This is a genomic window from Gilliamella apicola, assembly GCF_000599985.1.
In the GTDB taxonomy this organism is placed as follows: Bacteria; Pseudomonadota; Gammaproteobacteria; order Enterobacterales; family Orbaceae; genus Gilliamella; species Gilliamella apicola.
In genome coordinates this window covers 2,274,602-2,296,637 of record NZ_CP007445.1, presented here as the reverse complement: position 1 = coordinate 2,296,637, position 22,036 = coordinate 2,274,602, and the positions used below count along the sequence as shown (strand labels likewise).

The following is a 22,036-nucleotide window of genomic DNA, read 5'->3' as shown; positions in this document are numbered from 1 at the left end:
AACCGCCGAAAAATATCGGCGGAAAATAATTACTTAGCACCAGCAACTGCTTCTTTTGCCATTTGAGTAATTTTAGTAAAATCACCATTAGCAATAGCATCAGTAGGAATAAACCAAGTTCCACCAACACAAAGTACATTACTAAGCGCTAAATAGTCTCGATAATTTTTTGGATTTACACCGCCAGTAGGGCAAAACTTCATATATCCACAAGGACCAGCAAAAGCTTTTAATGCAGCCACGCCGCCATTGATTTCTGCTGGGAAGAACTTTAATGCAGTTAAGCCATATTCTTGGGCTGTTAATAATTCAGAAATGGTCGCAATACCTGGAATGACAGGAACAGATCCTTCAACTGCAGCTTTTAAAATAGCGTCAGTTATGCCAGGAGTAATAATAAATTCAACTCCAGCTTCGGTTACTTGCTTAAGTTGTTCAACACTTGTTACTGTACCCGCACCAACCACAGCTTCTGGAACTTCTTTAATGATTTTTTTAATTGCTTCAAGTGCACATTCTGTTCGAAGAGTAACTTCAAGAACTTTTACACCGCCAGCAATTAAAGCTTTCGCTAATGGCACAGCATCTTCAAGTCGTTCAATAACGATAACAGGAACAACAGGTCCCATAGTTAGAATTTCTTCAGCACTTCTTTTCCAGTTTTTCATTTGTATCAATCCATCTTTATTTATAGCAATAATCCCTAATTGATAGGGATTATTTTGTTACTCGTAAATGCCTAATTTTTTCTCTAAATAATGAATGTTTGTTCCTCCTTTTTGGAAGCCTTTGTCATTCATAATTTCAATGTGAAGATCAATATTCGTTTTAATACCATCAATCACTAGTTCAGCTAATGCATTTTTCATTCGTGCAATAGCAACATTACGTGTTTCACCATAAGCAATTAGCTTACCAATCATTGAATCATAGTAAGGTGGTACAGTGTAACCCGCATAAATATGTGATTCCCAACGAATACCAAACCCGCCTGGTGCATGAAAGCGAGTAATTTTCCCTGGTGAAGGCATAAATGTTTTAGGATCTTCGGCATTTATACGGCATTCAATAGCATGACCCTTGATTTCAATATCACTTTGTTTGATAGAAAGAGGTTTGCCTGCAGCGATTAGGATCTGTTCTCTAATCAGATCCACACCTGTTATCATTTCGGTAACTGGATGTTCTACCTGAATACGCGTATTCATTTCAATGAAATAAAATTCACCATTTTCAAATAAGAATTCAAATGTTCCTGCACCACGATAACCAATTTCAATACATGCATTAACACAGCGTTCACCAATGAATTTGCGCATTTTAGAAGTAATACCAACCGCTGGTGCTTCTTCAACAACTTTTTGGTGACGTCTTTGCATTGAACAATCACGTTCACCTAAATAAATAGCATGACCTTGACCATCAGAAAGCACTTGAATTTCAATATGACGAGGATTCTCAAGGAATTTTTCCATATAAACCATATCATTATTGAAAGCGGTTTTTGCTTCTAATTTGGTCATTTTAATTGCTTGTTCAAGATCTTTTTCTTCCCGAACAATACGCATACCACGACCACCGCCCCCACCAGATGCTTTGATAATAACTGGATAGCCTATCTGTTTGGCGATCTGCTTATTATTTTCAATATCATTACTCAAAGGGCCATCAGAACCAGGTACACAAGGTACACCAGCTTTTTTCATGGCATGAATTGCTGACACTTTATCACCCATTAAGCGTATAGTATCTGGTTTTGGTCCAATAAAAACAAATCCAGAACGTTCCACTTGCTCGGCGAAGTCAGCGTTTTCAGATAAAAAACCATATCCCGGATGAATTGCTGCTGCACCGGTAACTTCGGCGGCAGAAATTAACGCTGGGATATTGAGGTAGCTTTTAGCGGAAGCCGCTGGACCAATACAGACAGTTTCGTCTGCAAGTAATACATGTTTTAAATCTTTATCTGCCGAAGAATGAACAGCGACAGTTTTAATTCCAAGTTCTTTACATGCTCGTAGGATACGTAGAGCAATTTCTCCACGGTTAGCAATAAGAATTTTATCAAGCATATTCGATCTCTTAATCTTATAAATAAGTTAATATTACTCAATGATGAATAGTGGTTGATCAAATTCAACAGGTTGACCATTTTCAACTAAAATAGCTTTAATTGTGCCCGCTTTTTCAGATTCAATTTGGTTCATCATTTTCATCGCTTCAACGATACAAAGTACATCACCGACATTGACAGCTTGACCGATTTCTACAAAAGCTTTCGATTCTGGGCTTGGTGTACGATAAAATGTTCCAACCATTGGTGATTTTATAGTTGTTCCAGCCGGAGCCGGAGTAATAGGATCCGCTTCAGCTACACTTTCACCTGCTGAGCTTGGTGCAACAACAACCGGAGCTGCTTGAGGTATTTGAATGTTTTGTATTGGCGCTGAATAGTTTGTTGTAGGTATCGTTCGACTAATTCGAACTGATTCTTCACCTTCGGAAATTTCAAGTTCAGAAATACCTGACTCTTCAACTAATTCAATTAATTTTTTAATTTTGCGTATATCCATGAATTACACCGTGTTTATTTGATATAAGTAACAATTAAATTAATGCATCCTTAATATCTCAAAAGTAATCTTTCAAAATGATAATAAGGCAGTAACTCAACATTAACGCGGAAGCATACACTGTAAAATAGATTTTGTCATTATATATCTCTCCTTTACAAACTGTTATTATACTATTTTCTAGGTATTATTTTAGAATTGCGATACAATAGGTAAACCTAATTGTTATTGAAGTAAACAGGTTTTAAAAATAAACTAGAATACTATTTTATATGATATAAAATTAAAAATAAGTATTTTATTCTATGGTTTGCTTCAAGCACTCACTAACACTTTAACAAGATTATTTCTAGGAAGAGTTTTTATTATGTTCAAAAAAGTTCGTGGCTTGTTTTCAAATGATCTATCGATTGATTTAGGTACAGCTAACACCCTCATTTATGTAAAAGGTCAAGGTATTGTACTAAACGAACCTTCAGTTGTCGCCATCCGTCAAGATCGCACAGGCACACCTAAAAGTGTCGCTGCTGTTGGGCAGGCTGCGAAACAGATGTTAGGACGTACTCCAGGTAATATTGCTGCTATTAGACCAATGAAAGATGGTGTAATCGCTGACTTTTCCGTCACGGAAAAAATGTTACAGTATTTTATTCGTCAAGTGCATAGTCATAGCTTTTTAAGACCAAGTCCTCGCGTTTTAGTTTGTGTGCCAGTTGGAGCAACACAAGTTGAGCGTCGTGCTATCCGTGAGTCCGCATTGGGGGCAGGTGCACGTGAAGTTTATTTAATTGAAGAACCGATGGCAGCAGCTATTGGTGCTGATTTACCAGTTTCCTCACCAACAGGCTCAATGGTAGTTGATATTGGTGGTGGTACTACGGAAGTTGCTGTTATTTCGTTAAACGGTGTTGTCTATTCTGCATCAGCAAGAATTGGTGGAGACCGTTTTGATGAGGCAATTATCAACTATGTGCGTCGTAATTATGGTGCATTAATTGGTGAAGCAACCGCTGAACGAATTAAACATGTTATTGGAAGCGCGTATCCTGGGGATGAAGTTCTTGAAATTGAAGTTCGTGGTCGAAATCTTGCCGAAGGTGTACCGCGTAGCTTTACTTTGAATTCTAATGAAATTTTAGAAGCGCTTCAAGAACCACTAAGTGGTATCGTCAGTGCCGTTAAAGTTGCATTAGAACAGTGCCCACCTGAACTGGCTTCCGATATTTCCGAACATGGTATGGTGTTAACTGGCGGTGGCGCTCTATTACGTAATATTGATAAATTACTATCGGCTGAAACCGGTATTCATGTGGTTGTTGCTGAAGATCCTCTTACATGTGTAGCACGAGGTGGAGGCAAAGCTCTCGATATGGTCGATATGGAGGGAGGAGACCTCTTTAGTGAAGAGTAATTATTGTCTAATTATTGATTAATTTCATATTTATGAAATCGATAATTAATAAACATCTCACTTTTTCCGCCGACATAGTCGGCGGAGTCATATCTTGAATTAATTAGATTTTAAGCATATAACAGGTAAGTACTGGATAATGAAATTACTTTTTTCTAAACGTTCTCCTCTTAGTGTGCAATTATTTATATCTTTGCTATTATCTATTATATTGATAATATTAGATTTAAATTATCGTCCGTTTAAAGAAGTTCGTTACTATTTAGATACAATGATTTCGCCTTTGTATTACATTTCAAATGCACCAAAAGCGACCTATGACTCACTTTATGAGATGTCAAAGACGCGCGAAGCTTTAGAAAAAGAAAATGCAAATTTAAATAAAATACTGCTTGAAAAAAAGACAGACTTATTGTTGCTTGAACATCTTAGACATGAAAACGATCGATTAAGAGAATTATTAGGGTCGCCTTTAAGGCATGATGAGCATAAAATGGCAGCTCAAGTTATATTAGCTGATACAGATCCTTACGTTTATCAAGTCGTTATCAATAAAGGTAAAAAAGATGGTGTCTATATTGGTCAACCTGTCGTTGATGATAAAGGTATCGTTGGGCAAATTTATGAAACTGCTCAAAAAACTAGCCGAGCAATTCTAGTTTGTGATTATCAACATGCAATACCTGTACAAATATTAAGAAATGATATTTCTATGGTGGCAGTCGGTAATGGGTGCAGTAATGATTTAACACTCGATTTTTTACCAAATAATGTTGATATAAAAGTTGGGGACATATTAGTAACTTCTGGACTAGATGGTCGTTTTCCTGAAGGTTATCCTGTTGCGGTAGTAAGTTCAGTTAAACTTGATATTAGCGATTCAACTCCGGTTATTTCTGCAACACCGACAGCCGATCTAACACGTCTACGTTATCTATTATTACTATGGGGAGATCAAGGAGTAAAACATGAGGGCTCGTAATAGCATATTAGTTATTTGGTTCACTTTGTTAATAGGCTTATTTTTTCAAATTATACCTTGGTCACCTTCATATGATATGTTCAAACCACATTTGTTTCTATTAATTATCGCTTATTGGTTAATTACTCTGCCTTATCAGATTAGTATAGGTACAGCATTTGTTTTTGGTTTAATTATAGATTTATGTTCGGGAACAATATTGGGCGTACATGCCTTCATCTATTCTCTAATTGCCTATCTACTTGTATTCAAATACCAATTGTTGAGTAATTTAGCTTTATGGCAACAGGCTTTTATCTTATTTGGTATTTCAGTATGTTATAATGCATTAATCTTTATATTTCAGGCAAGTATTTATCATACAATTACTATGTCACCTTATATTCTATTATCAAGTTGTGTTGATGGCTTTTTATGGATATGGATATATTTGCTATTGCAAAGAATAAAACTGAGCTTTGCAATTAATTAGGGGAATATTTCTGTATGTCTGTTGAATTATTAATGAATGTAACTCCGTCTGAAACGCGAGTTGCTTATATTGAAGATGGTGTTTTGCAAGAGATTCATGTCGATCGTGAATCTCGTCGAGGTATTGTCGGTAATATTTATAAAGGAAAAATTATTCGCATTTTGCCTGGTATGCAGGCAGCATTTGTTGATATTGGTCTTGAAAAGGCTGCATTTTTACATGCATCAGATATCATGCCTCATACTGAATGTGTATCAGATTCAGAACAAGAGCAATTCCAAGTAAAAGATATTTCTGAACTTGTCCGTCAAGGGCAAGATTTGATGGTACAAGTCGTTAAAGATCCCTTAGGAACTAAAGGTGCTCGACTTACAACTGATATTACTTTACCGTCACGTTATTTAGTATTGATGCCAGGTCAAAATTCTGCACATGTTGCTACTTCGCAACGTATTGAAAGTGAGGAAGAGCGTCAAAGGCTAAAACATATTGTTGAACAATATGTAACTCCAGACGGAGGTTTTATTGTTAGGACAGCTGCAGAAGGTGCAAATGCTCATGAGCTTGAGCAAGATGCAAACTTTTTAAAACGACTATGGGCTAAAATTAAAGAACGGATGGCTCGTCCTACCAGTAAAAATTTAGTTTATGGTGAATTAGCTTTATCGCAGCGCGTATTAAGAGACTTTGTTGGTGATCCAATTGAACGTATTTTAGTTGATTCTAAATTAACTTACGATCTTCTTGTTGATTTTACTCAAGAGTTTATGCCAGAAGTTACAGATAAACTCTTTCATTATCGTGGTAATATCCCAATATTCGATCTATATGATACTGAAAATGAGATTCAACGAGCGTTGGATCGTAAAGTTAAACTAAAATCTGGTGGTTATTTAATTATTGACCAAACCGAAGCCATGACAACAATTGATATTAACACTGGTGCCTTTGTTGGTCATCGTAATTTAGAAGAGACAATCTTTAATACAAATATAGAGGCAACCATTGCTATTGCTCGTCAATTACGTTTACGCAATTTAGGTGGGATTATCATTATCGATTTTATCGATATGCAAGAAACGTTGCATCGAGAACGGGTATTACAGTCATTGCAAGATTCTTTATCGAAAGATCGAGCCAGAACAACAATTAATTCATTTTCTACATTGGGATTAGTAGAAATGACACGTAAACGAACTCGTGAAAGTATTGGGCACATTTTATGTGAAGAATGTCCTGCTTGTAAGGGACGAGGAATAGTGAAATCAGTTGAAACTGTTTGCAATGAAATTCTACGTGAAATTGTTAGAGTATATAAAGCTCATCGTTCTGAATATTTTTTAGTATACGCTTCATCTGCTGTTGCTAATGCTTTAACTATTGATGAATCACATGCACTAGCAGAAGTTGAAGTCTTTGTTGGTAAAAGAGTTGAAGTAAAAATTGAACCACTTTATATTCAAGAACAATATGATGTAGTATTAATGTAAAGCAATACTTTGTTAAAAAGTTTCAGATTAACTATACGTTTGAGTATAAGAAGAATAATGGATATATATCAAAAATATATCATTATAAATTAAAATTTAAGGAATTTATGATAGTAACTCAAGTGAGTGAACGGCTACTCACCCCTAATAATTTAAGCCATCAAGATATTTCACATTTGCTCGATATGTTAAGTTCAAGACAAATTGATTTTGGTGATTTATACTTTTTATCTGGTTATTACGAAAGCTGGGTACTGGAAGATAGCATTATTAAAAATGCATCTTTCCATCGTGATCAGGGGGTTGGTGTTCGTGCAGTTGTTGGCGAAAAAACAGGTTTTGCTTATACTGATCAGCTCTCCCTAAATCGTTTAGAACAGAGTGTATTGGCTGCTAATTCAATTACTAAGCAGCAAACCCCAATTGTTGTCACGCCTTTTAAAACGTCTAAAATGATACCAATGTATGCATCAATTAATCCAATTAACTCATTTTCCCAAGAGCAAAAGATTGCATTGTTGCGACAAGTTGATCAGTTAGCAAGGTCAATTGATAAAAATGTAATTGAAGTATCAGCCAGTTTAACTGGTAGTTACGAAGATATTTTGATTGCAGCAACTGATGGTACATTATGTGCTGATGTCCGTCCATTAGTGCGTTTATCTGTTTCGGTCATTGTAGAAAAAGGCGGAAAACGTGAGCGTGGAAGTAGTGGCGGTGGTGGTCGTTTTGGTTATGAATATTTTTTAAATATTAATCCAAAAACGTCTGAAAGCTTTGCTGATAGTTATACTCGTGAAGCGGTGAGATTAGCATTAGTTTCATTGTCAGCTAAAGCTACCCCTGCAGGTACAATGCCTGTAATTTTAGGCGCGGGTTGGCCAGGAGTACTACTTCATGAAGCGGTAGGGCATGGTTTAGAAGGCGATTTTAATCGCAAAAATAGCTCGGTATTCTCAGGAAAAATTGGTGAAAAAGTTACGTCAGAACTCTGTACAATTGTCGATGACGGAACAATTGAAAACCGTAGAGGTTCATTATCAATAGATGATGAAGGTACAGTTAGTCAAAAAACCGTTCTTATCGAAAACGGTGTTTTAAAAGGCTATATGTTTGATAAGATTAATGCTAAATTGATGAACACACATTCAACTGGCAATGGGCGTCGGGAAGGGTATTCATGCTTACCTATGCCAAGAATGACTAACACTTATATGTTAGCAGGAGAATCTTCTTTCGACGACATTATCAACAGTGTTGATTATGGACTTTATGCACCTAATTTTTCGGGTGGGCAAGTTGATATCACTTCTGGTAAGTTTGTATTTTCGACATCAGAAGCTTATTTGATTGAAAAAGGAAAAATCACTACACCAGTTAAAGGTGCAACATTAATTGGCTCTGGCATAGAAACCATGCAACAAATATCAATGGTTGGAAACGATCTGACATTAGATTCTGGTGTAGGTATTTGTGGTAAAGCTGGGCAAAGTGTTCCTGTAGGAGTCGGACAACCCACATTAAAAGTGGATAATTTAACCGTTGGTGGAACGATCAATAACTAATAAATATAAATAAAATGGGAAATTAAATAGATGGAAACAATCATCACTCTTTATCATGCTTTTATTAACATGGATATTGCGACACTATCCAATCCGAATGTGCTTTGGACACTTTATGGAATGTTGTTTGTCGTCATCTTATTAGAAAATGGCGTATTACCAGCAGCATTTTTACCAGGTGATAGTTTATTATTCTTAACTGGTGTATTGATTAGTCTTGATGTTTTTCATTTTGGTTTAATAAATTTTATTTTAATTTCTGGCGCGGCTTTAGGTACTTGGTTAGGTTATGTACAAGGTCTCTGGTTAGGTAACACTAAGCTGGTGAAGGGATGGATGGAGCATGTTCCTGAAAAATATCATAAAAAATCAGAAGTGTTATTCCATAAATATGGATTACAAGCTTTATTCATTGGACGCTTTATTGCTTTTGTTCGTACGTTATTACCTATGATGGCGGGAATATCGGGACTGCATAGTCGAAAATTTCATATTTATAACTGGATCAGTGCGACATTATGGATTTTTCTAATTGTGACATTAGGTTACTTATTTGGTTTATCGCCAGTTTTTAATAAATATGAAAAACAAATCATGTCTCTTCTTATGTTGATTCCTGTTTTCTTATTAGTATTAGGATTAATTTTCTCACTATGGCTTGCATTTAAACGTTGGTGGGCAAAGAAAAAACAATCTTGATATAAAAAAGGGCGAAATTAACCGATAAGCCGGGTTCTGTCGTGGACAATCATTCCTCTAGGCTAATGCTCACGCATTAGCTCAAGCAGTCTACCCGGATTCAACGCGGGCCGCGCCAATGAATCCCTATTTGACCTTGCTCCGAGTGGAGTTTACCGTGCCACAACTGTTACCAGTTGCGCGGTGTGCTCTTACCACACCCTTTCACCCTTACCTGTACTTATAAATAAGCCATCGGCGGTATACTTTCTGTTGCACTAGTCGTGAATGTTTGCTCACGCTAACATCCCCCAGGCGTTACCTGGCACTCTGCCCTATGGAGCCCGGACTTTCCTCCCCTCTGTTTGTCTCCTTTTTACAAAGGACTTCAACAAAGCAGCGATTGTCTGGTTAATTTCGCTAATGAGTATAACTTAATGTATGATTTTGTCCAGTAATGTCTGTTTTTAAATAGGCAGATGAATAAAGTGTATACTTTTTTAAACTGATATTATCAGAAAAGGTGGGAGCATATTAAGTGAAGTGTTAATGAATAAACAACATACTATAATAGCACATTATAACAATGTGCTATAGGTATTAAATAAAGTGAGTTTAACTACCATCTTTTTTGTTCATGATTCTCATCATAGTTATACCAAGTTACAACACCTTTCGAAATGATAACTTCCAGTGTACCGCTAATGGTATTAGATCTTGTTTCACCAATAATTAAATGACTGGTTGAACTCTTTCTAATATATTTATATGTCCACTTCACTTCATCAGAATTAATCACTTTCTTACTTGCTGGTTCACCAAACAATGATATTATTTGTGATTCAGTCGTTGAACCTTCAACTATTCTACTAACTTTCTCTTTACTTAGTGGTGTTCCTTGTTCAATAAAATTATTTTGTGAACAACTCGATAATATAATTATTGAGAATAAAGCGATAAAGAACTTATTAACATTTTTCATAATACTGTAGCCTGATAATTAATATTATTTCTCCATGAATATTAATGATAGCATATGTTTGGTAAGGTTCAAGATCAACTAAAATTTAATCTATAATGAATATAGAAAATGTATTATTTCTATATGTTTCCATAGTTTCATCATTCTTTATTAGTTTTTCTTCGTTTAGACGTTGATTTTCGCTTTTTCTTCTTTTTAGTAGTAGTAAGTCGTAATACGCGTTTTATCGGTTCATTGGTGATTGAGTCAATATAACGACTTGGCCAAATTTCATAAGGCTCCACATCTAGCGCTTGGGCAATAATGAACTCTCCTTTTGTCCATGGTCGAGCTAAAGCATTACTAAGCGTTGATGAACTTAGACCCGATTGTCGAGATAGACTTGCAAGCGTTGTCCCTTTCTTTTTTAGTGCGGCAATAATGTCTGCAGGATGCCAATCACTAGAATTTATTTTCATTTTTTATTTCCTCTTTGTTTATAACCTTGTATATCTATGTTATGCTTTGATGTTACTAAAACAAGTAAGTTTATAATCTAACTATAGTTATTTATGATTTCTTGTTTCTTATTTATTGTATCAAAGTTTCTTTAATTTCTGTATTTTTTTCTTATTGTGTTAAAATGGGATAATAAAAATGAAAGAATGGTTCTCATCAAAAGAGCTATTAAGTATTGCCGGGATGCCATCAACGATACAAGGTGTTAATCGTAAAGCAAGATCTGAAAATTGGATTGCACGCAAAAAAACAGGTGTTCGAGGAAAGGCTTTAGAATATCATATAAACAGCTTACCTCTTAGTGTCAAAAAAGCACTATATCTTGAAGAAGAAAGTGCTACTTATGTTGTTTCACCAATTGACCCATTGCAATTATGGATGACAGCATTTGAACAGTTATCTGTTGATGAAAAATCAATTGTTATATCATGGTTGATGCGAAACGGTATTAAAGATTTTATAAGTTTTATTAATAAACATAAAAAAGATAGTTAGTGTTATTGCGCAAGCTGCGATATACTTTAACGCTAGTAAAAAATCAATTTAGTTGCTACGGAATAAACAATGGAAAGTCAGTTTCAATTAACAAATAGTAAAGATATTATTGCATATTTAGCTCAACAATTTCCAAATTGTTTTACTCTTGAAGGTGAAGCAAAACCCTTAAAAATCGGAATTTTTCAAGATATTCTTTCTCGCTTGGATGATGAGGCACTAAGTAAAACAAAACTTCGTGTTGCCTTACGTGCTTATACTATGAGTTGGCGTTATTTATACAGCATTAAAGAGGGCGCTCATCGCATCGATTTAGATGGAAATCAAGATGAGCTTATAAGCAAAGAGCAAATGGAATATGCCCAACAACAGTTAAAAGAAAGTAAGCAGAAAGCAAAAGAGCGTTTAAAAGAACGGACACAAAAAGAAAAGCGTAAAAATATACGCCCACCTATGAAAAAAGCTAAAACTTTAAAAGTGGGTGATTATGTTAAAGTATTATTAGGCAATAAACCGTTAAGAGTACAAATCATTAATATTGAAAAAGAGCATATCAAAGTAAATGTTGGCTCTGGAATGGAATTAACTGTTAAACCTGAGCATATTATTACCAAATAGAGAATTTGAATGAATAAATTACTCAAAGGCACCATTAAATTAAGCCTTGCATTATGTATTGTAAGTCTGACTGTCCAGGCCAAACAGCCTGACGCTGAATCATTACCAGTACTTAAACAAGATGATGTTCATCAAGTCGTTGCTAAGCGATTAACGAATTTTTTTACTCAAGCACACTATCGTAACTTTGCATTAGATGGTGCATTTTCAGCTAAAATTTTTGATCGCTATTTTAAAATGCTAGATGGTAGTAAAGCGATATTTATTCAAAATGATGTCGATACTTTCCGTAATCGACAAGATTCATTAGGTCAAGAATTATTCAGTGGTAATTTAAAAACTGCTTACGATATTTATAATCTTGCAATGCATAAACGTTATGAACGTTATAAGTATGCACTTAAAGTTTTACAATCTCCAATGGATTTTTCTACTAACGATGAAATTGATTTTGATCGTGAAGATATATCTTGGCCAACTACTGAAAAAGAGCTCGACGCTTATTGGGATAAGCGCGTTAAATATGATGAGCTTAGCTTATCCTTATCTGGTAAAGATGAAAATCAAATTCGAGAAACGTTAACTAAACGTTATAAACGAGTTCTAAAAACCATTGAACAATCAAATAATGAAGATGCTTTTCAAGTGTTTATGAATGCATTTGCGCGAGAAATTGATCCTCATACCAGTTATTTAGCGCCACGTAAAAAACGTGATTTTAATTCTGAAATGAGTTTATCTTTTGAAGGTATCGGTGCAACACTTAGCCAACAAGATGATTATACAGTAATCATGTCTTTTGTTACTGGCGGTCCGGCTGAGAAAAGTAAATCGATTGCCGTAGGGGATAAAATTATTGGTGTTGGGCAAAGTAATTCCCCAATAGAAGACGTAATCGGTTGGCGTTTAGATGATATTGTTGACAAAATCCGTGGTCCTAAAGGAACTGTGGTTAAACTCGAAATATTGCCTGCGGGTAATAATAGCAAGCCTAAAGTTATTGAGCTTACCCGAGATAAAATTCACTTTGAAGATCGTGAAGCAAAATTAAATATTGTTGATAACCCACGAGGAAAAGTTGGTATTATTGATATTCCAAGTTTTTATATGGGATTAACCGATAAAGTTGAATCACTCTTATTAGAAGCTAATAACGCTAAGTTACAAGGTCTTGTCATCGATTTACGCAATAATGGCGGTGGTTCTTTAGCTGAAGTTATCTCTTTGACAGGACTTTTTATTGACTATGGGCCAGTGGTTCAAGTTCGCGATAATCTTCAAAAAGTTATTGTTTATGATGATAAAAATAAAGGCATTGAATATACAGGCCCGATTGTTGTAATGGTTAATCGTTACAGTGCTTCAGCTTCTGAGATATTTGCTGCCGCATTGCAAGATTATGGTCGAGCTGTAATCGTTGGTGAAACAACTTATGGTAAAGGGACAGTACAAACTTCTCGAGATATTGCTTATCCAACAGATGCTAGACTTCATCCTAATTGGCCGGAGCTTGGTGGTGTTCAGTATACCGTGCAAAAATTTTATCGTATCAATGGTGGTAGTACACAACTTAAAGGTGTCGAGCCTGATATTGAAATGAGTAAAACTAAATACGACGATGAAACAGGTGAGCGTTTCTTAGATAACGCTATGCCATGGGATAAAATTCCATCATCTGAATATTTAACTCTGGCTAACATAAAACCAATATTGCCTTATTTGAAATCAGAACATTTAGCACGAATTTCAAATAACCCAGAGTTTGTTTATATTGATCAAGATATTAAAGAGCTTAATGATAAAAAAGATCGTCGATATATTGTGTCTCTCAATAAAAAGAATCGTGAGGCAGAACAAAAAATTTATGAAGATCGTGATTTAAAAAGAACGAATGAACGTTTAGCTCGAGAAGGTAAACCACCTATTTCTAAATTAGAAGATTTACCTAAAGATTATAAGCAACCTGATGCTTATCTAAATGAATCAGTTGAAATATTGTTGGATTTGGTAACTAAATATCCGGATATTGAAGTTAAAAAATCAATTCAACAAATTATTTCACTTGATTCACCAATTAAAAAATAGGTTATGATAAATAATAAAATTATTGGAGATAATAAACATGTGTACAGATTTGAAATATGCTTTAATGGCAACGATTGGAGTTCTATCCGTTTTTTTTGTGTTTGGTGCTATCGTTTTCATGAATTAAAAAAGCTTGATTAATTAGCTTGAGATTATTATAGTATGCAACCTGCTTTAGAAGAGCAGGTTGTAAATAGAAGGTGAGGTGTCCGAGTGGTTGAAGGAGCACGCCTGGAAAGTGTGTATACGGCAACGTATCAAGGGTTCGAATCCCTTCCTCACCGCCATATTTATTTTAGTTATTGGAAGTGACCTCTGGTTTAACATAGTTGTTATTAGTCGCTTGCAATATTATTTAAGTGCATTTCCTCATTATAATGTGATCGGAAGTGACGAGTAATACCTTCCCACTCCTTAATCATTGGAGCCATTATGGAAAACTTACGCACGGTTCAGGATTTTATACGCTGGACATCATCACAACTTAGTCTATCAGATGTTTTCTTAGGTCACGGAACAGATAATCCTATCGATGAAGCTAAACAACTTATCTTAGCCACTTTGGGGTTATCATTGTATATTCCTACCGAATTTTATGCTGCAAATCTTACTAATGACGAAAAACAAGAGCTTTTCGCTATAATTCAAAAACGGATTAGTGATCGAGTACCAACGCCATATTTAACTAATCAAGCTTGGTTCTGTGGACATAGTTTTTACATTGATGAACGTGTATTGATTCCACGTTCTCCGATTGGAGAATTAATTGATAACCATTTCCAATCTTTATTATCACAGCCACCCCAACAGATTTTAGATCTCTGTACCGGTAGTGGCTGTATCGGTATTGCTTGTGCTTATGCTTTTCCTGAGGCACAAATTGATATTACTGATATTTCATTAGAAGCGTTAGATGTAGCACAACAAAATATTGACTTGCACGAAATGAATTTTCAAGTTACACCAATGCAGTCTGACTTATTCAATGATATTCCAGAAAAACAATATGATCTTATTGTTACCAATCCTCCTTATGTTGATAATGAAGATATGGGCGATTTGCCCGATGAGTTTTCCTATGAACCTAAATTAGCACTTGAAGCAGGATTTGATGGTTTAGACATTGTTAAACGAATTTTAAGAGATGCAATTGATTATTTATCACCACAAGGAGTATTAGTTTGTGAGGTAGGTAATAGCTGGGTTAGCTTACAAGAGCAATATCCTCAAGTTCCTTTTAATTGGTTAGAATTTGAACGTGGCGGTCTAGGTGTTTTTTCTATCACGCGTGAAGAATTAATTCAATATCATCACTGTTTTAAATAAGCTGTTTTTAATATACGGAAAAATTCTTATGGCTGGAAACTCAATTGGAAAATTATTCAAAGTTACAACATTTGGAGAGTCACATGGTATTGCTTTAGGTTGTGTTGTTGATGGCGTACCTCCAGGCCTTGCTTTGACTGAATCAGATCTGCAACATGATCTCGATCGTCGTCGTCCTGGTTCATCGCGCTATACCACTCAACGGCGTGAAGCTGACCAAGTAAAAATTTTATCAGGTGTTTTTGAAGGGGTAACAACGGGAACCAGTATTGGTTTATTAATTGAAAATACCGACCAACGTTCGCAAGACTACAGCCAAATTAAAGATATTTTTAGACCGAGTCATGCTGATTACACTTATCAACATAAATATGGGATTCGCGATTACCGAGGTGGAGGACGTTCTTCCGCGCGTGAAACAGCTATGCGAGTTGCAGCAGGTGCAATAGCAAAAAAATATTTGTATGAAAAATTAGGAATTACCATTCGTGGCTATCTAGCTCAAATGGGTGAGATAAAATGTCAATTAAAAGATTGGCAACAAGTTGGAAAAAATCCATTTTTTTGTGCTGATGAAAGTAAACTTGATGAGTTAGATCAATTATTAAGATCATTAAAAAAAGAAGGCGATTCAATTGGGGCCAAAGTTTGTATTGTTGCTGAAAATGTACCTGTTGGTTTAGGTGAGCCTGTCTTTGATAGATTAGATGCCGAACTAGCTCATGCACTTATGAGTATTAATGCCGTAAAAGGTGTAGAAATTGGTGATGGTTTTGATGTTATCAATAAACGTGGCAGTGAAAACCGTGATGAAATAACGCCACAAGGCTTTTTATCTAATCACGCTGGTGGTATTTTGGGTGGAATTAGCTCAGGGCAAACTATTTTAGCCAGTATTGCATTAAAACCGACGCCGAGTATTGAAATTGCTGGTCAATCAATTAATATTCATGGTGAAAGTGTTGAAGTATCAACACATGGTAGGCATGATCCATGCGTCGGTATAAGAGCCGTGCCGATTGCTGAAGCAATGGTTGCTATTGTTTTAATGGATCACTATCTTCGTTATCGTGCTCAGTGTAATGATGTAAATGAATTATGAGTTATGAACTACTTTTATTATTATTTGCTATTGCTGCTTTAGCTGGCTTTATTGATTCAATTGCTGGTGGAGGTGGTTTATTAACCGTACCAGCATTATTGGCAGTTGGTTTACCACCAGCTAGTGCATTAGCAACCAACAAATTGCAAAGTTGTGGTGGTTCATTTTCTGCGAGCCTCTATTTTATTCGGCAAAGAATGGTTGATTTAAATCAACAAAAATGGGCAATTGTAGGGGCTTTTGTCGGTTCAGCAATCGGTACGGTTTCGGTAATGCATATCCAGACCGATTTTCTGAAATTATTGCTGCCAATATTAACGATTAGTGTTGGGCTATATTTTTTATTATCACCAACGATTGGCGAAAGTGATCGTAAAAGTCGTTTTACGGTTCTCCAATTTGCTCTAATTCCAGCTTTAGGTATTGGCTTTTATGATGGCTTTTTTGGACCAGGTGCCGGGTCATTTTATGCTTTAGCATATATTACCTTGGCAGGATTTAATCTAACTAAAGCAACTGCTCACACTAAAATTCTCAACTTCACCTCAAATTTAGCTGGATTGCTATTTTTTATTATGGGCGGGCAAGTGGTATGGTCAATTGGTCTTGTCATGCTAGTTGGGCAGTTTATTGGTGCAAGGTTAGGCGCTAAAATGGTCATAGCTAAAGGGCGTAAATTAATAAGACCAATGCTTATTACGGTTTCTACTATTATGAGCATTAAACTGATTTATGAAAATTTCTTTTAAAACACGGCGTTCAATTTGTTTAATCTATAATAAAAGTATATAAAAAAGAAATAATTCGGAGTTAATATAAGTTTAGTTTGCGATTTAAGTAGTAACAAACTTATTACAATAATCACAAAAGCGATTATTTTTATATAACCAGCTTCTTTAACTTTTCTTATGTCCAAATATTGTTTGATTTCAAATAAATATTAGAATAATAAATTTAATGATAAAGCAAGTAATCTGAAAATTAACCAATATTACTCTCAACCCTATTTTTTATTCGTATTCCTAATACTATTTTTTTATTCTCCTAGAAATAATACACGAATTTTACCAAAGTCTATAAGTTGTTATGTAAAAAAGTTGGCAAGTTTACTGGTTTATAAAGGCGCTTGGCTATGTATAGGAAACAAATACATTAATAGAAAAAGCATGGTTTATCCCTATGTGTATAGAGAGTAGACCAATTATAACCTATTGTTTTATTTTTAAAATAGTGATATGCAAATTTCCACCAATTTTTTTTTGTGTTTTTTAAGCAACCTGACGATTTTATAATGTTACAAGAGTTAAATATGATATAAGTTAAAAATATTTATTTTCACAATAAATAAAATCTATTCAGAATCATTGTAAAAAAGTTTGAGGTTATGCCTACGTTTCAGTATAAAATCACATTAAATTCAATGATTAACTAATAATGTAATGAAATAAGAGAAATTTAATAATTCATTAGAAGGTATAAAGTTTTCAGCATCGTTTTTAATGGTTATTTAACTTTTTGTAAAAAAGTTTGAGGTTATACCTACGTTTCAGTATAAAATCACATTAAATTCAATTATATAACTAATAATCATAATAAAATAAGAGAAATTGAATAATTTATTAAAAGGTATAAAGTTTATCGGTATCGTTTTTAATGGTATTTAACTTTTTGTAAAAAAGTTTGAGGTTATGCCTACGTTTCAGTATAAAATCATTGATTTTTAGTTAATAATTAAATATTGAATAGATTAACCTTAAGAAAAAATTAAAATTTCTAATAGCAACTAGAGAATAAAACCTTTTGTATAAAAATTCATCATTAGTATATTTCTTATGTCCTATATCCAATCATCTTTTGATAATGATTATCTAAAGTTTAAATCAAATGGCATAAAATTCATTGCATACAATTTTTGCTATGTAAGTTATGATGTATAGGATATTTTAGATAAGCAAATAATTATAAAGCTTGTTTAATTTAACCTATTTTACTTTTGACGATAATCTATTTGATGTTATGAAATTACAACAATTACGTTATATTTTAGAAATTGCTCGCTCAGGTTCAATAAATGAAGCGGCTAAAAATTTATATATTACTCAACCTAGTTTATCAACTGCCGTAAAAGAGTTAGAGGCTGAATTTGGTATTGAGATTTTTGTTCGAACATCAAAAGGCGTTTCACTTTCAACTGATGGTGTGGAGTTTTTAGGGTATGCTAAACAAGTTTTGGATCAAGCTGAACTGTTAGAACAGCACTATGCTAAAAAAGAGCCTTCTAAACAACTGTGTAGAATTTCAACTCAGCATTATGCGTTTGCGGTAAACGCATTTGTTAATTTAATAAAAAAAAATCATACAGATGAATATGAGTTTACCTTAAGAGAAACTAGGACTTACGATATTATTACTGATGTGGCTAATTTACGTAGTGAAGTCGGCATTTTATATATTAACGATTTCAACCAGAAAGTGATATTGCGTTTATTAAAAGAACATCGGCTAACGTTTAACCCGTTATTTGAAGCGGATCCTCATGTATTTATCAGTACTAATCATCCTTTAGCTGATATGAAATCGCTAACCTTACATGATTTAGAAGAGTATCCTTACTTATCGTTTGAACAAGGTGAGTATAATTCGTTTTATTTTTCGGAAGAGATTTTGAGTACGGTGTACCATAAAAAAAGTATCCATGTTAGCGATAGGGCAACTTTGTTCAATCTACTACATGGTCTGAATGGTTATACTATAAGTACTGGAGTATTGAGCACGGATTTAAATGGCTCTGATATTTTATCTATACCGCTTAAAGTTAAAGAAAAAATCTTAGTAGGGTGGATCACATCACAAAAAGTACAATTGAGTATGTCGGCACAAAATTATATTGAAGCACTTAAAAAGCTTATTCAAGAAGAGTATGGGTTTACCCTTAAATAACATTAATGCAATAATACAAATGAAATTGCTATTTCAGTAAATTCTAGTATAATTGCGCACGATTCATATACCTAATATATGAATATCGAGGAGTGTCTGAATTAGAGATCGGTCATTCCATATTTTATGTTAATTTAAGAGGTTTATTATGTCTCTAACTGTAGAAGCTAAAGCGAAAATCGTTGCCGACTTTGGTCGTGGTACTAACGACACTGGTTCAACTGAAGTTCAAGTTGCACTTTTAACTGCACGTATTAATGACTTACAAGGTCATTTTTCTGAACATAAGAAAGATCACCATAGCCGTCGTGGTTTGTTACGCATGGTATCTAGCCGTCGTAAATTATTAGATTATTTACGTCGTAAAGATTTCGATCGTTATAGCCAATTGATTCAAAAATTAGGTTTACGTCGCTAATTTACAATCTACTTGAAAAGAGGCTTAGGCCTCTTTTTCGTTGTGAAAAATTAGGGCTCTGATATAATACAGGGTTCGAAAAAGTAAAAGATTATATCTCATGTTTCGCGCGACTAATGAGAGCTCTATAATTTATAGATTTGTCATTAGTCGTGACAGTGAAATAATCTTTTGTTGATTATCCCCACATTGTTGAAGTAAGTGTCATAACTTAAGTTGTGTTGCTCTCTATCAAAATAATAGACTTCAACAAAATTACTACAAGAGGACATTATTTTGTTTAATCCGACAAATCAAAAATTTCAATATGGTCGTCATACCGTTACTCTAGAAACAGGCATTATGGCTCGTCAAGCAACTGCTGCTGTAATGGTTAATATGGATGACACGGCTGTATTTGTAACTGTTGTTGCTGATAAGAAAGTTAAAGAAGGTCAAGATTTCTTTCCTTTAACAGTTAATTACCAAGAGCGTACTTATGCTGCTGGACGTATTCCAGGTGGATTTTTTAAACGTGAAGGTCGCCCAAGTGAAGGTGAAACTTTAATTGCCCGTTTAATCGACCGTCCACTTCGTCCTTTATTTCCAGAAGGTTTTGTTAATGAAATTCAAATCATTGCAACAGTTGTATCGGTTAATCCAGATGTTAGCCCTGATTTGGTTGCGATGATCGGTGCTTCTGCTGCACTTTGCCTATCAGGCGTGCCTTTCCATGGACCAATTGGTGCTGCGCGTGTAGGCTTTATTAATGATGAATTTGTTTTAAATCCATCTGTAAAAGAACTAGCAACAAGTCGTTTAGATTTAGTGGTTGCCGGTACTAAAAGTGCGGTATTAATGGTTGAATCTGAAGCGGATTTATTAACTGAAGATCAAATGTTAGCAGCTGTCGTATTTGGTCATGACCAACAACAAGTTGTAATTGATAATATTAATGAGTTTGTTGCCAAAGCTAATTGCGAAAAATGGGATTGGGTTGCACCAGTTAAAGATGAAGCGCTTTATAATGCCGTTTCTGAACTAGCAAAAGATCGTTTAGGTGAAGCTTATCGAATCACTGAAAAACAAGCGCGTTATGCCCAAATTGATTCAATTAAAGAAGATGTGCTAGCAGCACTTAAAGCACAAGATGAAGAACTTGATGAAAACAAAGTCATCAATATTATTGTTGATTTAGAAAGTCAAATAGTACGTCAACGCGTCATTGCTGGTGAGCCACGTATTGATGGTCGTGAAAAAGATATGATTCGTGCGCTTGATATTCGTACAAATGTATTACCAAGAACACATGGTAGTGCACTATTTACTCGTGGTGAAACTCAAGCATTAGTAACAGCTACTTTAGGTACTGAACGTGATGCTCAAATTATTGATGAGTTAACTGGTGAATATACTGAACGCTTTTTATTACATTATAACTTCCCTCCATATTCTGTTGGTGAAACGGGTATGGTTGGTTCGCCAAAACGTCGTGAAATTGGTCATGGTCGTTTAGCTAAACGCGGTGTTGCAGCAGTAATGCCAAGTATTGAAGAATTCCCTTATACTGTTCGAGTTGTTTCTGAAATTACGGAATCTAATGGTTCATCTTCAATGGCTTCTGTATGTGGTGCATCATTAGCTCTTATGGATGCAGGTGTACCAATTAAATCATCTGTAGCTGGAATCGCAATGGGACTAGTGAAAGAAGGTGATAAATTTGTCGTTTTATCTGATATTTTAGGTGATGAAGATCATCTTGGCGATATGGACTTTAAAGTAGCTGGTACTCGTGACGGTGTTAGTGCATTGCAAATGGATATCAAGATTGAAGGTATCACTAAAGAAATTATGCAAATTGCCCTTAATCAAGCAAAAGGTGCTCGTTTACACATTTTAGGTGTGATGGAACAAGCTATTAATAAACCTCGCCAAGAGATTTCAGAATTTGCACCACGTATTTATACCATGAATGTCAATCCGGATAAAATTCGCGATATCATTGGTAAAGGTGGCGCAACCATTAGAGCCTTGACCGAAGAGACAGGCACGACTATTGAAATCACGGATGATGGTACTGTTAAAATTGCTGCTTCAGATAGTAATAAAGCGAAAAATGCAATGGAGCGAATCAACAATTTAGTTGCGGATGTTGAACTTGGTAAAATTTATACAGGTAAAGTAACACGAATTGTTGATTTTGGTGCTTTTGTATCAATTATTGGTGGTAAAGAAGGTCTTGTCCATGTATCACAAATTGCAGACCATCGCGTTGAAAAAGTTTCTGATTATCTAAAAGTCGGACAAGAGGTAAATGTTAAAGTCTTAGAAATTGATCGACAAGGTCGAATTCGTTTGAGCATGAAAGATGCTGTTGAACAAACAACAGAAACAGCTCAGATTACCGAATAAAAATTATTTA

At 34.9% G+C, this 22,036-nt stretch carries 20 protein-coding genes, 1 tRNA gene and 1 other RNA gene; 16 read left to right on the top strand and 6 right to left on the bottom strand.

Features of this window, described 5'->3' with window-relative positions; all coding sequences use genetic code 11:
* Positions 1–29: 29 nt before the first annotated feature.
* The 3 genes from GAPWK_RS10290 to accB are packed head-to-tail and all read right to left on the bottom strand — an operon-like array spanning position 30 to position 2,573.
* The gene (locus GAPWK_RS10290) at positions 30–668 is read right to left on the bottom strand and encodes a bifunctional 4-hydroxy-2-oxoglutarate aldolase/2-dehydro-3-deoxy-phosphogluconate aldolase (protein ID WP_025316143.1); all 639 of its coding nucleotides are present in this window, start codon (positions 666–668) and stop codon (positions 30–32) included.
* 57 nt (positions 669–725) lie between these two features.
* On the bottom strand, positions 726–2,072 hold the full coding sequence (accC, locus tag GAPWK_RS10285) for an acetyl-CoA carboxylase biotin carboxylase subunit (RefSeq protein ID WP_025316142.1): 1,347 nt from the start codon (positions 2,070–2,072) through the stop codon (positions 726–728).
* Between the two features lie 33 nt (positions 2,073–2,105).
* Complete coding sequence (gene accB, locus GAPWK_RS10280; protein ID WP_025316141.1) at positions 2,106–2,573, bottom strand: acetyl-CoA carboxylase biotin carboxyl carrier protein; 468 nt, start codon at positions 2,571–2,573, stop codon at positions 2,106–2,108.
* A 367-nt stretch (positions 2,574–2,940) separates the two neighbouring features.
* On the opposite strand from accB, the gene GAPWK_RS10275 reads away from it, so the two are divergent.
* From GAPWK_RS10275 to GAPWK_RS10250, 6 genes are all read left to right on the top strand, one after another.
* Positions 2,941–3,984: a rod shape-determining protein gene (locus GAPWK_RS10275; RefSeq protein ID WP_025316140.1), complete on the top strand. Its 1,044-nt coding sequence runs from the start codon at positions 2,941–2,943 to the stop codon at positions 3,982–3,984.
* A gap of 139 nt (positions 3,985–4,123) precedes the next feature.
* A complete protein-coding gene (gene mreC / locus GAPWK_RS10270) occupies positions 4,124–4,966 on the top strand; it encodes a rod shape-determining protein MreC (RefSeq protein ID WP_025316139.1) in 843 nt (280 codons plus the stop codon).
* Entirely contained in the window at positions 4,953–5,438 is a 486-nt protein-coding gene (gene mreD / locus GAPWK_RS10265; protein ID WP_025316138.1) for a rod shape-determining protein MreD, read from the top strand. Before mreC ends, mreD begins: the two co-directional genes overlap by 14 nt.
* A gap of 14 nt (positions 5,439–5,452) precedes the next feature.
* Positions 5,453–6,928 carry a ribonuclease G gene (rng, locus tag GAPWK_RS10260; protein ID WP_025316137.1) on the top strand — a complete coding sequence of 492 codons (1,476 nt, stop codon included), beginning with the start codon at positions 5,453–5,455 and terminating at the stop codon, positions 6,926–6,928.
* A 107-nt stretch (positions 6,929–7,035) separates the two neighbouring features.
* Positions 7,036–8,493, top strand: coding sequence for a metalloprotease TldD (gene tldD, locus GAPWK_RS10255; RefSeq protein WP_025316136.1), 1,458 nt, complete (start codon positions 7,036–7,038; stop codon positions 8,491–8,493).
* Between the two features lie 30 nt (positions 8,494–8,523).
* Entirely contained in the window at positions 8,524–9,192 is a 669-nt protein-coding gene (locus tag GAPWK_RS10250) for a DedA family protein (protein ID WP_025316135.1), read from the top strand.
* Positions 9,193–9,201: 9 nt separating this feature from the next.
* Here GAPWK_RS10250 and rnpB read toward each other — a convergent pair.
* From rnpB to GAPWK_RS10240, 3 genes are all read right to left on the bottom strand, one after another.
* Positions 9,202–9,590: RNase P RNA component class A (gene rnpB, locus GAPWK_RS14375), an RNA gene on the bottom strand.
* 200 nt (positions 9,591–9,790) lie between these two features.
* Positions 9,791–10,153 carry an outer membrane protein assembly factor BamE domain-containing protein gene (bamE, locus tag GAPWK_RS10245; protein ID WP_025316134.1) on the bottom strand — a complete coding sequence of 121 codons (363 nt, stop codon included), beginning with the start codon at positions 10,151–10,153 and terminating at the stop codon, positions 9,791–9,793.
* Between the two features lie 140 nt (positions 10,154–10,293).
* Complete coding sequence (locus GAPWK_RS10240) at positions 10,294–10,611, bottom strand: helix-turn-helix domain-containing protein (protein WP_025316133.1); 318 nt, start codon at positions 10,609–10,611, stop codon at positions 10,294–10,296.
* A gap of 178 nt (positions 10,612–10,789) precedes the next feature.
* Here GAPWK_RS10240 and GAPWK_RS10235 point away from each other — a divergent pair, with 178 nt between their 5' ends.
* The 10 genes from GAPWK_RS10235 (at position 10,790) to pnp (ending at position 22,026) form a co-directional block, all read left to right on the top strand.
* Positions 10,790–11,146: a DNA-binding protein gene (locus GAPWK_RS10235; protein WP_025316132.1), complete on the top strand. Its 357-nt coding sequence runs from the start codon at positions 10,790–10,792 to the stop codon at positions 11,144–11,146.
* Positions 11,147–11,215: 69 nt separating this feature from the next.
* A complete protein-coding gene (proQ, locus tag GAPWK_RS10230) occupies positions 11,216–11,764 on the top strand; it encodes an RNA chaperone ProQ (protein ID WP_025316131.1) in 549 nt (182 codons plus the stop codon).
* Positions 11,765–11,773: 9 nt separating this feature from the next.
* The gene (gene prc, locus GAPWK_RS10225) at positions 11,774–13,849 is read left to right on the top strand and encodes a carboxy terminal-processing peptidase (RefSeq protein WP_025316130.1); all 2,076 of its coding nucleotides are present in this window, start codon (positions 11,774–11,776) and stop codon (positions 13,847–13,849) included.
* A gap of 199 nt (positions 13,850–14,048) precedes the next feature.
* A tRNA-Ser gene (locus GAPWK_RS10220) sits at positions 14,049–14,136 on the top strand.
* A 145-nt stretch (positions 14,137–14,281) separates the two neighbouring features.
* Positions 14,282–15,175 (top strand): 50S ribosomal protein L3 N(5)-glutamine methyltransferase, encoded by an 894-nt coding sequence (gene prmB, locus GAPWK_RS10215; protein WP_025316129.1) that lies wholly within the window; start codon positions 14,282–14,284, stop codon positions 15,173–15,175.
* A gap of 28 nt (positions 15,176–15,203) precedes the next feature.
* Entirely contained in the window at positions 15,204–16,277 is a 1,074-nt protein-coding gene (aroC, locus tag GAPWK_RS10210; RefSeq protein WP_025316128.1) for a chorismate synthase, read from the top strand.
* Positions 16,274–17,026: a TSUP family transporter gene (locus GAPWK_RS10205; protein WP_025316127.1), complete on the top strand. Its 753-nt coding sequence runs from the start codon at positions 16,274–16,276 to the stop codon at positions 17,024–17,026. The genes aroC and GAPWK_RS10205 overlap by 4 nt, the downstream gene beginning before the upstream one ends.
* A 1,267-nt stretch (positions 17,027–18,293) precedes the next feature.
* Positions 18,294–19,217: a LysR family transcriptional regulator gene (locus GAPWK_RS10200; protein WP_025316126.1), complete on the top strand. Its 924-nt coding sequence runs from the start codon at positions 18,294–18,296 to the stop codon at positions 19,215–19,217.
* Positions 19,218–19,365: 148 nt separating this feature from the next.
* Positions 19,366–19,635: a 30S ribosomal protein S15 gene (gene rpsO, locus GAPWK_RS10195; RefSeq protein ID WP_025316125.1), complete on the top strand. Its 270-nt coding sequence runs from the start codon at positions 19,366–19,368 to the stop codon at positions 19,633–19,635.
* A gap of 276 nt (positions 19,636–19,911) precedes the next feature.
* A complete protein-coding gene (pnp, locus tag GAPWK_RS10190; RefSeq protein WP_025316124.1) occupies positions 19,912–22,026 on the top strand; it encodes a polyribonucleotide nucleotidyltransferase in 2,115 nt (704 codons plus the stop codon).
* Positions 22,027–22,036: the final 10 nt, after the last annotated feature.